Annotated in this window: 10 protein-coding genes and 1 riboswitch; of the genes, 6 read left to right on the top strand and 4 right to left on the bottom strand. The window is 52.8% G+C overall.

Features of this window, described 5'->3' with window-relative positions; translation table 11 throughout:
* Nucleotides 1–17: 17 nt before the first annotated feature.
* The gene (locus Q4E40_RS02450) at nucleotides 18–800 is read right to left on the bottom strand and encodes an SDR family NAD(P)-dependent oxidoreductase (protein WP_303409816.1); all 783 of its coding nucleotides are present in this window, start codon (nucleotides 798–800) and stop codon (nucleotides 18–20) included.
* A gap of 105 nt (nucleotides 801–905) precedes the next feature.
* A complete protein-coding gene (gene hpf / locus Q4E40_RS02455; protein WP_303409817.1) occupies nucleotides 906–1,211 on the bottom strand; it encodes a ribosome hibernation-promoting factor, HPF/YfiA family in 306 nt (101 codons plus the stop codon).
* Between the two features lie 170 nt (nucleotides 1,212–1,381).
* Here hpf and Q4E40_RS02460 point away from each other — a divergent pair, with 170 nt between their 5' ends.
* On the top strand, nucleotides 1,382–2,101 hold the full coding sequence (locus Q4E40_RS02460) for a hypothetical protein (RefSeq protein ID WP_303409818.1): 720 nt from the start codon (nucleotides 1,382–1,384) through the stop codon (nucleotides 2,099–2,101).
* Between the two features lie 57 nt (nucleotides 2,102–2,158).
* The gene (locus Q4E40_RS02465) at nucleotides 2,159–2,572 is read left to right on the top strand and encodes an OsmC family protein (RefSeq protein ID WP_303409819.1); all 414 of its coding nucleotides are present in this window, start codon (nucleotides 2,159–2,161) and stop codon (nucleotides 2,570–2,572) included.
* Nucleotides 2,573–2,651: 79 nt separating this feature from the next.
* Here Q4E40_RS02465 and Q4E40_RS02470 read toward each other — a convergent pair whose 3' ends face one another.
* On the bottom strand, nucleotides 2,652–3,821 hold the full coding sequence (locus Q4E40_RS02470) for a trans-sulfuration enzyme family protein (RefSeq protein WP_303409820.1): 1,170 nt from the start codon (nucleotides 3,819–3,821) through the stop codon (nucleotides 2,652–2,654).
* A gap of 10 nt (nucleotides 3,822–3,831) precedes the next feature.
* A riboswitch (SAM riboswitch) is annotated at nucleotides 3,832–3,933 on the bottom strand.
* Nucleotides 3,934–5,238: 1,305 nt separating this feature from the next.
* Between Q4E40_RS02470 and Q4E40_RS02475 the strand changes: the two genes are divergently transcribed.
* Nucleotides 5,239–7,734, top strand: coding sequence for a TonB-dependent receptor domain-containing protein (locus tag Q4E40_RS02475; RefSeq protein ID WP_303409821.1), 2,496 nt, complete (start codon nucleotides 5,239–5,241; stop codon nucleotides 7,732–7,734).
* Nucleotides 7,735–7,836: 102 nt separating this feature from the next.
* Here the strand turns inward: Q4E40_RS02475 and Q4E40_RS02480 are convergent, their stop codons facing one another.
* Nucleotides 7,837–8,238 (bottom strand): DUF7793 family protein, encoded by a 402-nt coding sequence (locus Q4E40_RS02480; protein WP_484573331.1) that lies wholly within the window; start codon nucleotides 8,236–8,238, stop codon nucleotides 7,837–7,839.
* 67 nt (nucleotides 8,239–8,305) lie between these two features.
* On the opposite strand from Q4E40_RS02480, the gene Q4E40_RS02485 reads away from it, so the two are divergent.
* The 3 genes from Q4E40_RS02485 to Q4E40_RS02495 all read left to right on the top strand — a co-directional run bounded on the left by Q4E40_RS02485 (nucleotide 8,306) and on the right by Q4E40_RS02495 (nucleotide 12,740).
* Nucleotides 8,306–10,750 (top strand): bifunctional aminotransferase class I/II-fold pyridoxal phosphate-dependent enzyme/GNAT family N-acetyltransferase, encoded by a 2,445-nt coding sequence (locus tag Q4E40_RS02485; RefSeq protein WP_303409823.1) that lies wholly within the window; start codon nucleotides 8,306–8,308, stop codon nucleotides 10,748–10,750.
* Between the two features lie 36 nt (nucleotides 10,751–10,786).
* The gene (locus Q4E40_RS02490) at nucleotides 10,787–12,472 is read left to right on the top strand and encodes a PAS domain-containing hybrid sensor histidine kinase/response regulator (protein ID WP_303409824.1); all 1,686 of its coding nucleotides are present in this window, start codon (nucleotides 10,787–10,789) and stop codon (nucleotides 12,470–12,472) included.
* Between the two features lie 76 nt (nucleotides 12,473–12,548).
* On the top strand, nucleotides 12,549–12,740 hold the full coding sequence (locus tag Q4E40_RS02495; RefSeq protein WP_188500188.1) for a CsbD family protein: 192 nt from the start codon (nucleotides 12,549–12,551) through the stop codon (nucleotides 12,738–12,740).
* Nucleotides 12,741–12,918 lie beyond the last annotated feature (178 nt).

The following is a 12,918-nucleotide window of genomic DNA, read 5'->3' on the forward strand; positions in this document are numbered from 1 at the left end:
AATGCAGGTGGTTAGGTTCAGGCATAGATCATCTTTACGGTCATACCGCCGTCAACCACCAGATGCTGGCCCGTAATAAAACCGGCTTTCTCAGAGCACAGAAAGAGCGCCGCCTCGGCTATGTCCTGCGGCTCCCCTACCCTTCCGACCGGGTGCTGCTCCATGTCTTCGCGGGTATGCTGCGGCTCGTACCGCTCCCGGTCTTTTTGCCAGGGCCCCGTCTCTATCCAGCCCGGCGCGATGGCGTTCACCCGGATGCGATCCGGTGCCAGGCTCACGGCCAGGGAATGGGTGAGCGCCTCCAGTCCGCCTTTGGAGGCTGAGTAGGCGAAGGTATCCGGCTCGGACATAAAAGCGCGCGTGCTCGTGATGTTGAGGATAGCAGGATGTGCTGCTTTGCGCAACAGGGGCAGCGCATATTTAGCGCAAAGCATCGGTCCGCGCAGGTTCACCGCCAGCACCCGGTCAAACTCCGACATCGGCATTTCCTCCAGCTTGCCAGCAAAAGGGTCGGCTATACCTGCGTTGTTCACCAACACATCCAGGCGGCCGTGTTTCTCCTGCACTTTTTCCATCAGGGCAACCACCTCCTGCTCATCGCTTACGTCGCAAGGTATAAAGGTAGCCTGCAGTTGTTGGCCCTGCAAGCGCTGTAAGGCCTCGCGCCCTGCTTCTTCATCTGCATCCGCCAGCACGACCTGAGCGCCTGCCTGCCCGAAAGCCTGCGCTATACCTAAACCTATACCTTGCGCGCCGCCCGTAACCAGCACTACTCTGCTTTTGTAATCCCCTGTGGCCATACTTTTTATGATGATCTTATACCTGCCTATACCCAACAGCAGACCCGCTGCCGGCCGGTGCTATACCTGATCCTGCAGCGGGTCTGCCTGGTGGTGCCTCTCGGCTTATCTTTTCTCGAGCTGACGCTTGAGCTTTTCTTCTACGTTTTTGAGCAGTTCGTACCAGTTGTCGCCATCATCCTCGGCGAACGCATCGTTGCCCGGTATACCTACGCGCATGCTCAGTTTTTTGGAGTCGGTGGCGTGGCTGGCCTCTTGTTTAAAGTATACGTCCACAGAGTCGATCTTCTTGGCGTGGCGCTTAAGTTTGGTGATGGTGTTGCGGATATGTTGCTGCACGTCGTCTGTGATGGAAATATCTACAGCCTGCACGTCAATCTTGATTCCTTCGAAATTCTCTGTATAATTCATGTTCTGTCTTGTATGTATTTTCTGGATGTGGGAAGCCTTTTAAGCGGCATCCCAATGCTGAATTTAAACGGAGGCAAAGCATTAAAGTTTACCTGAGCAAACACGCTACCAGGGGCAACATAGCTGCAGTGTGGCTCGTTTTTATGCATATTCACCCAATGCTGAGCGTTATGCAAAACTTACCTATCAACTGGCTGACAGAAGGATTGCTTGACTTTGAGTTTAAGAAATATCGTTTGTTGGCCTACCTGCAAGCTGTTCGTGCCGAGTTCGGGCAGCAGCGCCTCTACCCTGTTTTTTCGGACCTGATCATGCACTACCGCCACCTCAAACAGGTGCAGGAGCATAAGAAACTGGTGTACGAATCCTTTCCGCAGCAAATTACCCGTGCCGACTTCGAGAAGCTGGAGCTGGTGTATGAAAAGATCGTGGAAGATGATGAGACCATGGCCCAGATCGAGGAGGTGATTCAGTATGCCGCACCGCTTTTCACGGAGGCCGTGAGCGAGGGCAAGGAACTGTACGATTTCATTGAGCGCCACCTCGAGATCAATCCCGTGGGCATCACGCCGATGTACTTCAACGAGGGCTACCTTTTCCTGGACGCTTTCCCGGGCAAGGAAACGCAGGTATACGTCTACCGAATCACCGTTTTTGAGAACACCTACGAGAAGTACCGCGGCATTAACACGCAACTGCTCCGCACCGTGCGCCGCGGACTGGCCCAGACACACGAAAACCTGAAGGTGCAGCTGGTGAGAGAAAACCAGGAGCTGCCCAACCCCGCCACCTTTGTAGTGGTCGCCAAAGTACCCTGCCCGATTGACAGCGCCCTGCTACCCATCGCCAAGCGCTCGCTGGTGAAGTATGTGACGCGCATGGCAGCCTGACTTGGTGTAAAAGGTATAAATGTATACCTTCGGACATCAGAAAACGAAAAGACCAACATGGAGATTAACCTCACCCGCGTAGACCAGGACTATCATTTTGAAGCCAGAGGCGCCGCCAACGTAGCTATTAATATAGATGCTAACCCCGAGATTGGGGGCCACAACCAGGGTGCCCGCCCGATGGAGCTCATGCTCATGGGCCTGGGTGGCTGCAGCGCCATCGACATTATCAGCATCCTCAAAAAGCAGCGCCAGCCGATCGAAAGCTTCGATATCAACATAAAGGCCGAGCGCCAGAAGGTGCAGGAGTTCAACCTTTTCAGCACCATCCACATTCACTTTATACTGGGTGGTCAGCTGGACGAGGACAAAGTGCGCCGCGCGATTGAGCTTTCGCTGGAGAAGTACTGCTCTGTAGCGGCGATCCTGTATAAGACGGCCACGATCAAGCACTCGTTTGAGCTGGTGTAGATCATACTTTCAAAACAGAACGGGCCTTTCCTTATATGAGTAGGAAAGGCCCGTTCTGTTTTAAGGAATTTGCCAGACGCTATACCTTCGCCAGTGCCTGCTGCACATCCGCTATCACATCTTCCACGTTTTCCAGCCCAACCGATATGCGCACCAGCCCGGGCGTGATACCGGTCGCCTGCCGCTCGGCTTCGGTCAGTTTGGAATGGGTGGTGGAGGCCGGGTGCGTTACAATGGTGCGGGTATCGCCGAGGTTGGCGCTGATGCTCACCATGCGCAGATTATCCAGGAAGCGCTTTGCAGCCTCGTATCCGCCTTTCACGGCAATGGTTACGATGCCGCCACCCTGCCGCATTTGCTTCTTGGCCAGTTCGTACTGCGGAAAAGATTTCAGGAAAGGGTAGCGCACCTGCTCCAGTGCAGGATTCAACTCCAGTGCCTCGGCCAGTTGCAGGGCATTGTGGCAGTGTTTTTCCACCCGCAGCTGCAGCGTTTCCAAGCTCTTGGACAGTACCCAGGCATTGAAGGCCGACATGGCCGGCCCCGTATGGCGGGCGAAGAAGCGTATGTCCGCGATCAGGTCTTTGCGCCCCACGGCTATACCTCCCAGCACCCGTCCCTGCCCGTCGATGTACTTGGTGGCAGAGTGCACCACAATGTCGGCACCGTAGTCCACTGGGTTTTGCAGGATCGGGGTGGCAAAGCAGTTGTCTACGATCAGCACCAGGTTGTGCCTGCGCTTTAGTTCGCCCAGCCACTCCAGGTCAATCAGTTCCAGCCCGGGGTTGGAAGGTGTTTCGACCAGAATCACTTTGGTGGCGGGCGTAATAAGCCGTTCCCATCCGTCCGAGTCAGCCACATCGGCATAGGAATATGAGATGCCCCACTTGGGAAGCACCCTGGACAGCAGTTGGTGGGTGGAGCCAAACACCGCACGTCCGGCCAGCACATGGTCGCCCGCCTGTAGCAGGGCCGCCAGGCTGGAGAAGATGGCCCCCATGCCGGAAGCGAAAGCAAAGCCGTCCTCTGCTTTTTCGAGGTGGCACATTTTCGCCAGCAGCTCGTCTACGTTGGGGTTCGAATAGCGGGAGTACACATTTCCCTCCTCCTCTTCGGCAAATACGGCACGGGCTTGTTCGGCGCTTTCAAATACAAAGCTGGAGGTAAGGTATAGCGGCACCGAATGCTCCCGGTGGTGCGATCTGTCGGCCTGCAGCCGAATCGCGTTGGTCTCGTTGTGAATGGACATGTATGTAAAAATTTTATATTCCCCTTTTTCTTGGGCAGGAATTGGCACCTTTCTGTGTAGATGGTTGCCAGAGGATCACAGAGCCTGTTCTCTCACCTCTTCTTTATAAAAACTTGCCTGGGCAGGAATAATTATGACGCAAAAATAAGGCGGATATTGGAGAATGCACAATCTCAGGTATAATAAAGTCTACCTTAGCCCCTAGCTGGGGGCTATTTCTGCAACCTCCGGCTTTATGTTTGCCATCCTGGAAGAATTTTGGTTGTAGGCGGGTCAGGGAATTGGTATAATATACATATGCCCTTTTGAGAGGGGAATTGTGCAGTTGCAGTACTACGAGGTATAATTGCTGTAGTTTCGGCTGTGCTCTTGCTATGCCCGGTTCAACCACCCCTAACCCCACAGAGCTACGCTCGCTACTTTCGAACTCTCGTTCTCAGCAGTCCAGGGCGGGAAACCTGTAGTTGCCATTCAACAGGTATAGACACTATAGCTCCGGTTTTCATACACGATTGTCATCCCCCTGCCCCCTTTAAATGGGGACTGTTCGGCATACCGGTTTTTAGGTATAGCTTCTCAGCGGCAGTCTTTATTACTCCCACGGATTATACCCACCCCTACCCCTCCCAAGAGGGGACTTTCTGCCGCTGCCTGCTTGCAGGTATAAGCTTTGTAGTTTCTGTTTTGCAATACCGGGTCCAACCCCTCCTTATCCTTTAAGAGGGCCCCTACCCCCAGGCGGGGAGCTTCTGCCACTACTACTTTACAGGTATAAGGCCTGCTGCGAGTGCCACACACCCCTGGCAGGTATAGCAAGAGTAACTTGCCACGGAAGCTATGCAACAGATCACCTTAGCCAGGTGCACCAAATGACTACCCACTGTTTGAGCGTTCAGCGAGTGGGGGTAGGGGCCCTCGATTTGGGGAGTCTTGACCTTTTTGCTTACTTTTTGTGTCAAGACAAAAAGTGAGTGCCCGCCGCACAGGCGAAGCTACAAAGCAAAAAGCTTAAGGTATAGAAAGGCTGAAGCTACGCCAGTTGCAAACTGGCCTCAACTATAACCACAAGTTGCGCTGACGCTAAACTTGCGGTATGCTATACCTATACCAGAGGCCCCTCTATAACCGTCACGAGCTGGACGCTCGAGCCCTTCATTACGGCCACAATGTACAAAAGAAAGCTACTTCCTATAACTGCCGCAGCTGTCGCTATACCTACACTCCCCTTTCCCTCCACCAACCTCCCCTATTTCCCGACGAATGCCTGATAGGCTATATAAGGCTATTCATATAGAAATGCGGCGCCTTGGTATATTCTGTTTTCAGGACTCAAAAACTAGCTTTTCCTTTACTGAAGCAATTATTACAGAAGACTGGAGACATGAATAAAACACATTTACGCCAACTAGAAAAAACTATGAAAAAGAGCCTGCTGCTCGCCCTGTTGGGCCTGAGCACCGTGCCGGCTCTCGCGCAGGCACCGCAGGCTGCCCCGCAACAAGCTGCCGCAGGTATGGCCGCACCGCGTGGCAACGCCACCATCGTGGGTATCGTGCAGGACGCAGACACCAAAAAACCAGTGGAGTTCGCTACGGTTGCCCTGATCAGCCTGGCGACCGGCAAACCGATCGACGGCGCGATGGCCGATGACAAGGGTCGCTTCACGATCAGCAGAGTGGGCGTTGGCAAATACAGACTACAGGTGAGCTTCCTGGGTTATCAGCAAAAGCTGGTAGAGGACGTGACGGTAACGTCTGACAATGCCAGCGTAAACGTAGGTGCTGTGGCCATTGCCTCAGATGCCAAAAAGCTAGGCGAGGTAGTGATCACAGGTGAGAAACCACTTGTAGAAGAGAAAATCGACCGCACAGTGTATAACGCTGAGAAGGACATTACCAACTCCGGTGGCAACGCAGCCGATGTGTTGCAGAAAGTACCTTCGCTGGCGCTGGACAACGACGGCAACGTGCAGTTGCGTGGCAGCTCCAATGTGCGCGTACTAATCAACAACAAGCCGTCTGCTATCATGGCGGGCAGCGTGGCCGATGCCCTCAAGCAGATTCCAGCCGACCAGATCAAGTCGGTGGAAGTGATCACCAGCCCGTCTGCCAAGTATGATGCAGAAGGTACAGCCGGTATCATCAACATCATCACCAAAAAAGACGGTGGTCTGCAGGGCGTGACCGGTTCGGTGGCAGCCACAGCAGGCACACGCGGCAGCAACGCCAACGCCAGCCTCAACATCCGTCGCGGTAAACTGGGCATCAACGGCACCTTCGGTGGCAACATGTTCTACAACCATGGCAACATGAGCAACACCATCTTTGCCGGCAACACGACCAGCAACCAGTTTGGCAAAACCCGCATCAATGGCAAGTTCATGAATGCACTGGTAGGTTTTGACTATGACCTCACGCCGAAGAACAACATATCGGGCAGCATCCGCAGCAACGGCGGTACTTTCCGGATGGAAAACGACCAGGAAGTGACCAGCCGCGAAGGCGACAACCTGATCCAGGACTTCCGCAACGAGATCCGCAACCGCAACCAGCGCATCGGCACCGATTATAACCTCGACTACACCCGCACGTTCAGCAAACAGGGACAGGAACTTGCGCTGCTGTCGCTTTACTCGGTAACCAACACCGACAACGACATCCGCCAGGACTATCTGAACGAGGGCAACGATCCTTATCTGCTGAAGCGCAACCTGAATGAAGGCGCTAACAAAGAATTGACTTTCCAGGCGGATTATACCCATCCGTTTGCCAATAAAACTATACTGGAACTGGGTGCCAAATCCATCTTCCGCGATGTGGAAAGTGATGCTCTTTACCGTGACATCCTCAACTCAGGGGACGAAACCCGTCGCATCGACGCTTTCTTTTATGAGCAGGATGTATACTCTACTTACATGACGTACGGCTTCATGCTGAAAAAGAAATTGAACGTGAAAATGGGTGGTCGCTATGAGTTCACAGACATCCAGGCCGACCTGCAGGGTGACAATGACTACAGCCTGGACTATGACAACTTTATACCTAGCGTAGCCTTGTCGTACAACCTGAAACAGAAGCATACCTTCCGTGCCAACTTCACACAGCGTATCCAGCGTCCGTCGCTGTTCTACCTGAACCCGTACGTGCAGGAGCAGACCTCCAACACCCGTGTGCAGGGTAACCCGAGACTCGATGCAGAACTAACTGATCTATTTGAACTGGGCTACAGTACCTTCTTCAAGACCACTTCGATCAACGTGACCGGCTACGTGCGCCATACTGACAACGCCATCGAGACGGTAGCGACAATCGATCGGGAAACAGATGCGAGCGGTCTGCCTGTGGATGTAACCACCCTTTCGTTCGACAACATCGCCAAAAACAAAACTTATGGTGTGAGCTTGTTCGGAAATACCAAACCGACCAACAACTGGACGATCGGCGGTAGCTCTAACTTCTATTTTGTAGACTTGAACGGAAAGTATGCCAGCAACAGTGGTTGGATGTACAACATCAACGCCAACTCATCTTATACCTTTGGAAAGGGCATCACGGCGCAGTTTAACGGTGGCTTCAACTCCCGCCGCATCCAGCTGCTGGGAGAGTTCGCTGCCTTCTCGTACCATACCATTGCCATCAAGAAGGAGCTGTTCGACAAAAAGGGCGGCATCAGCCTGGGCCTGGACAACCCTTTCAGAGAGAGCATGCGCATGCGCAACGATGTGCGTGTAGAGGAATCGCCGACCAACCCAAGAGCCTATACCCAGGAGATCCGCATCAACAACTTCAACCGCGGTGTGCGTGTGAGCTTCGACTACCGTTTTGGCAAGATGGACCAGCAGCGCGCGCCTAAGCGCAAGAAGAGCATCCGCAACGACGACGCCAAGCAAGGCGACGGCAACGGCATGAACTAAAATTTTAACCCATAACCCTTAACCAGCAAAAAGCCCTCCTGATAGGAGGGCTTTTTGTTTTCTTAGCAATGGCAATTCCACATGAATCGCAACTTCGTCTGTCTATCTTTTGAATTGCTCCAGCCAAGCAACCGCCTCCGCCTGGTTCGTGAACATCAACGTGGGGTTCTTAGGCCTGTTCACATGGATGTAAATATTGGCCGCCATCTTTACCATCGGTGAGCTCACTAAAATAGCACTGGCTGAGACACCTGCATTGCCTTCGTCGGCCAGGTAATCGCGGGCCTCTTTCGTGGAATGCTTCACACGCGTGATGTCGAACAAGCTGGGGTATACCTGCTCGCCGATGTACTTCAGGCGGTCCTGCACACATACACGGGCTTTTTCAAGATTGAGCTCTTTTACCTCATTATAAATACAGTACAAGATTCCCCCCTTCAAATAAAGTTCGAGGCAATCTGTTTTAATTGGACTCTTTTCGTATTCTTTTTCGAAATTTGTCATTCAGATTTGAATTGGATCTATCGTTTGCTTGTTAGGCCATACCGACAATGCGGACATAGCAAAACACATGGCAAAGATACGACATAATAACATCATTGATACGGTTGACTCCGTACTTTCTGTTTCTAAAAAAAAGGGAATCATCCACCTGCACGCTGAGGACCAAACACTTAGTGGTCAACACTTAACCCTGCACGGGAAACGGGTGCTACACTTCGGCACCTGTGGCTATCTGGGGCTGGAACACCACCCAAAGGTGAAGCGCGGGGCCATTGAGGCAATCGAGCGTTACGGCACGCAGTTCCCGATGTCGCGCACCTACATCTCCAATCCCTTGTACAGCGAACTGGAGGCGCTGATCAGGCAAATGTATGATGCTCCGGTTGTTATCTCTAAAAATTGTACACTTTCGCACCTCACCGTTATACCTAGCATCATCCGCCAGGCGGACCTGGTTATACTGGACCACCAGGTGCATGCCAGCGTGCAGGAGGCGGTTAAGAAACTGCTGAGCCAGGGGGTGACTGTGGAGATGGTGCGCCACAACAACCTCGAAATGCTCGAAGACCGCATTAAAAAGCAGCGCGGCAAATTTGATCGCATCTGGTACATGGCCGACAGCGTGTACTCCATGTACGGCGACTTTGCCCCGATCAAGGAACTAATAGCGCTGGCTGAAAAGTACGAACAGCTATACCTGTACGTGGACGATGCGCATGGCGCAAGCTGGGCAGGCAAAAACGGCACGGGCTACGCCATGAGCCAAATGCCGGAAGGCCTGTACCGTAAAATGATCCTGACCGCCAACTTAGGCAAGGCCTTTGGGGCCTGCGGTGGTCTGTCGCTTTTCCCGAATGAGGAGTGGTATAACAGAGTCAACAACTTCGGTGGCCCCCTCACCTTCTCGGTGCAAATAGAGCCCGCCACGCTGGGAGCGGCCATTGCCTCCGCCAAAATTCACCTGAGCGACGAGATCTATACCTACCAAAAAGAGTTGCAACGCAAGATCGCTCACTTCAACTCCCTGCTCAGGCAAACCGACCTGCCCCTGGTGCACGAATGCGAGAGCCCGATCTTCTATATCGGTACGGGCACCATGGAGATGGGCAACCACCTGGTGCAGGCTTTGCTGCAGGACGGCGTATACGTGAACCTGGCTACTTTCCCGGCGGTGCCTGCCAAGAACATCGGGGTGCGCATCACGATCTCGCTCACGAATGCTGATGAAGACATAGAAGAGCTGGTGCGCAAGCTGCAGCTGCATTTTCACCTGGCCCTGGCTCTCACAAACCAGACCCAGGAAAGCATCCGGAAAGCTTTCAAAATGCCGGCGATGGCACAACCTGTTGCGCCGCCGGCAGCACCAACCGCTCTTTCAACCGGTATCAGCCTGCAGTCCTATACCTCTATCACCCAGATCGAGGCAGCGCTCTGGAACGAACACCTCGGTCACCGGGGCATGTTTGACTGGGAGGGCATGCGTTTCCTGGAAAATTCCTTCAGCAACAACCCAGAGAATGAAAATAACTGGACATTCCGCTACTATACCGTACAGGACCAGCAAGGGAAAGTCGTGCTGATGACTTTTGCGACCATTTCCCTGCTGAAAGAAGACATGTTCTCGCAGGCGTCTATATCCAAAGCGCTGGAGCGTGAGCGGGAGGCCAACCCCTACTACCTCACCACAACCGGCATCGTGCTGGGTAGTTTGTTTACCGAGGGCAACCACCTATACCTGGACCGCAGCAGCCCTTACTGGAAAATGGCGCTAAAGGCATTGCTCACAGCGTTAAGCAAAGAGCAGGAAGCCCACCAGGCCAGCAGCATCCTGCTGCGCGACCTCGACGACAAGGACCCAGAACTGGATGAGTTTATGGTGGAGCAGGACTTCGTGAAAATGAACTTGCCGGAGTCATGCGTGGTGGAGAACCTGAACTGGACAGACGAGGAGAGCTTCAGAAAAACGCTTTCCAAGAAAGGGCGCGAGAACTTTGTCCAGAAAATCAAGCGCAACGAGCACTTTTACGATGTGGTCATTAAGAACCAGCTGGGCAGCGAGGAGCTGCAGCACGCCATGGCCTTGTTCCGCACCGTGAAGGCCAACAACTTTGCCATCAACAACTTTCTGTTCCCGGAGAAGATGTTTCAGCTGCTCAATGAGAGCGAGTCCTGGGAGTTTATCGTACTCTATATTAAAGAAGAGTACTCGATCAACCGCAAGCCGGTAGCGGTAGCATTCTGCCATAAGAATGCCGCAAATGTGTACAGTTTTATGTTGATCGGGATGGACTACGAATACCTGATGACCTACGGCGTGTACAGGCAGACGCTTTACCAGGTGATAAAGCGCGCCAATGCCTTACAATGCACGCAGGTGAACATGGGGATATCTGCCACCCTCGAAAAAAAGAAAGTCGGCGCAACACCTTACCCTAAAGTCGGTTATTACCAGAGTAAAGATAACTTTGTACTGGAAATGATGGGGGCCACCTTTGCCGTCGAAAAAGAATAGCACCGCACCGCCGCAGGCGGTTCAAAACTGGAACAAGTGAAAGTACTTAAAGAGAGAATAGAGGAGATCATGACACTGATCACCGAAGTTGCCAACGGAAATTTCGACTACCAGATCGACACTTCCGAAACAGGCGACGAAATGGATGCCGTCATTGCAGGTATAAACATGCTGGGGCAGGAGCTCAAGAGCTCTACCGTATCCCGGGACTTTATGCAAAGCATTTACCGTGGCGTAGTGGACATGCTCCTTATTTTGAATACTGACTTTACGATCAGATCAGTCAACGAATCATTGGAGGAGGCGCTCGGCTATAAGGAGCATGAGCTGCAGGGCAAACACCTGTCTGTGCTACTCCCCAAAACCCATGTACCCACGCTGGTCTCGCTGATGGAGCAATGCCGCTCTCATAGCAAGTGCCTGAACAAGGAACTGCTCTTCAGGACGAAACAAAACCAGGAAATCCCCGTTTCCTGCTCGTTCTCACATCTCCGCAACAGCCACAAAGAAGTGGACGGTGTGCTGATCGTTGCCAAAGACATCACCGAGCTGAAGCAAAACGAAAAAGCGCTGCGCAAGGCCAAACGCAAAGCCGAAGAGGCGAACGAAGCCAAAAGCAATTTCCTATCCAGCATGAGCCACGAGATCCGGACGCCGCTCAACGGCATCATGGGATTCACGGACCTGCTGCAAGGCACCGGGCTGAACGACACCCAGAAACAATACATCAACCTGATCAAATCGTCGGGTACCACGCTCACCAAACTGCTCAACGACATACTGGACCTGCACCGGGTGGAGCAGAACAAGATATACCTGGAGGCGATTCCGTTTGAGTTGCGTGAAAGCCTGGAAGCCAGTTTGAGCCCCTACCGGCACCTGGCCGAAGGCAAAGGACTTACGTTTTCCTGCTCGTTTGATGCCTCTGTGCCGCAATGGGCAATCGGTGACCCCACCCGCATCAGCCAGGTGGTAGTCAATCTGGTGAGCAATGCCATCAAGTTTACAGAAGAGGGCAGTATTGAGGTGCTGTTCAAAGCCGATCAGTTGGCTGATGGCGAGTTGCTGCTTTACTGCTCCGTCAGCGACACAGGTATAGGTATACCTGCCGAGAAGCAGCAGATGGTGTTTGAATCCTTTACGCAATCCGATCAGTCCACTTCACGCAAATACGGCGGCTCAGGACTTGGGCTGGCCATCAGCAAGAAGCTGGCCAGGCTACTGCAGGGCGACCTGCAGGTCATCAGTCCACTGCCCGGGCAGCAGAAAGGCTCTCTGTTCTGGTTCACCATTCGGCTGAAGCGCATGCAGACCCAGCAAGCACCGCAGCAGGAGGCAGTGGATGACAGCCATTACGCAGTGCCCGAAGGCAAGCACCTGCTGGTGGTGGATGACAACGAGATCAACGTGATGCTGCTCGAAACGGTGCTCGAGAACTTTGGTGCGCAGGTAACTTCAGCCTTTAGCGGACAGGAAGCCCTTGACTTGGTGCGTGCGCAGCAGTTTGACCTGATTTTCATGGATGTGCAGATGCCCGGCATCAGCGGTTTGGAGGCAGCGCGCACCCTGCGGCAGGAGAACTACGGCATCCCGATCATTGCGTTTTCAGCCAGCGCCTACAGCAGCGACATCGAGAATAGTCTGGCTTCCGGCATGAACGATTACCTCTGCAAGCCATTTGAGCAAAGCGACCTCATCGGTCTGCTCAAAAAGTGGATCTAGCCGCTTTTTGAACGACTGCCTCGTTTCAGCCGTATATCAAGGTATAAGATTTGTTTAATTTTAAGCTAAGAATACGATGAACGAAGCAGAATATAGAACCAGAGGAAACTGGAATGAATTGAAAGGTAAGATCAAGAAATCTTACGCTGACCTGACCGAAGATGACCTGACTTATCAGGAGGGTCAGCAGGACGAATGGCTGGGCAAGCTCCAGCAAAAAACCGGCAAGGCCAAAGGTGATCTGAAGAAGTGGATCGACTCGCTATAGGCTAATTCAGCGTTTAACAGCTAAAAACACCCCGCATCGGCTACGGCCTGATGCGGGGTGTTTTTTTATGCTTGCACAAAAACGCACTATGTTATAACGAATATCTCTTTCTTATTAATTAAATATACACTATATTCAACGAATCTAACCTTACCATTTTTAAAACAAATTATCGAAT

It is taken from the genome of Pontibacter coccineus (assembly GCF_030546575.1).
Taxonomy (GTDB): Bacteria; Bacteroidota; Bacteroidia; order Cytophagales; family Hymenobacteraceae; genus Pontibacter; species Pontibacter coccineus.

Excerpts from the sequence above, each read along its gene's own strand:
- Q4E40_RS02480 (WP_484573331.1), bottom strand. The coding sequence starts at position 8,238 with ATGACAAATTTCGAAAAAGAATACGAAAAGAGTCCAATTAAAACAGAT.
- Q4E40_RS02450 (WP_303409816.1), bottom strand. The coding sequence starts at position 800 with ATGGCCACAGGGGATTACAAAAGCAGAGTAGTGCTGGTTACGGGCGGC.
- Q4E40_RS02495 (WP_188500188.1), top strand. The coding sequence starts at position 12,549 with ATGAACGAAGCAGAATATAGAACCAGAGGAAACTGGAATGAATTGAAA.
- Q4E40_RS02470 (WP_303409820.1), bottom strand. The coding sequence starts at position 3,821 with ATGTCCATTCACAACGAGACCAACGCGATTCGGCTGCAGGCCGACAGA.
- Q4E40_RS02485 (WP_303409823.1), top strand. The coding sequence starts at position 8,306 with ATGGCAAAGATACGACATAATAACATCATTGATACGGTTGACTCCGTA.
- Q4E40_RS02475 (WP_303409821.1), top strand. The coding sequence starts at position 5,239 with ATGAAAAAGAGCCTGCTGCTCGCCCTGTTGGGCCTGAGCACCGTGCCG.
- Q4E40_RS02460 (WP_303409818.1), top strand. The coding sequence starts at position 1,382 with ATGCAAAACTTACCTATCAACTGGCTGACAGAAGGATTGCTTGACTTT.
- hpf (WP_303409817.1), bottom strand. The coding sequence starts at position 1,211 with ATGAATTATACAGAGAATTTCGAAGGAATCAAGATTGACGTGCAGGCT.
- Q4E40_RS02465 (WP_303409819.1), top strand. The coding sequence starts at position 2,159 with ATGGAGATTAACCTCACCCGCGTAGACCAGGACTATCATTTTGAAGCC.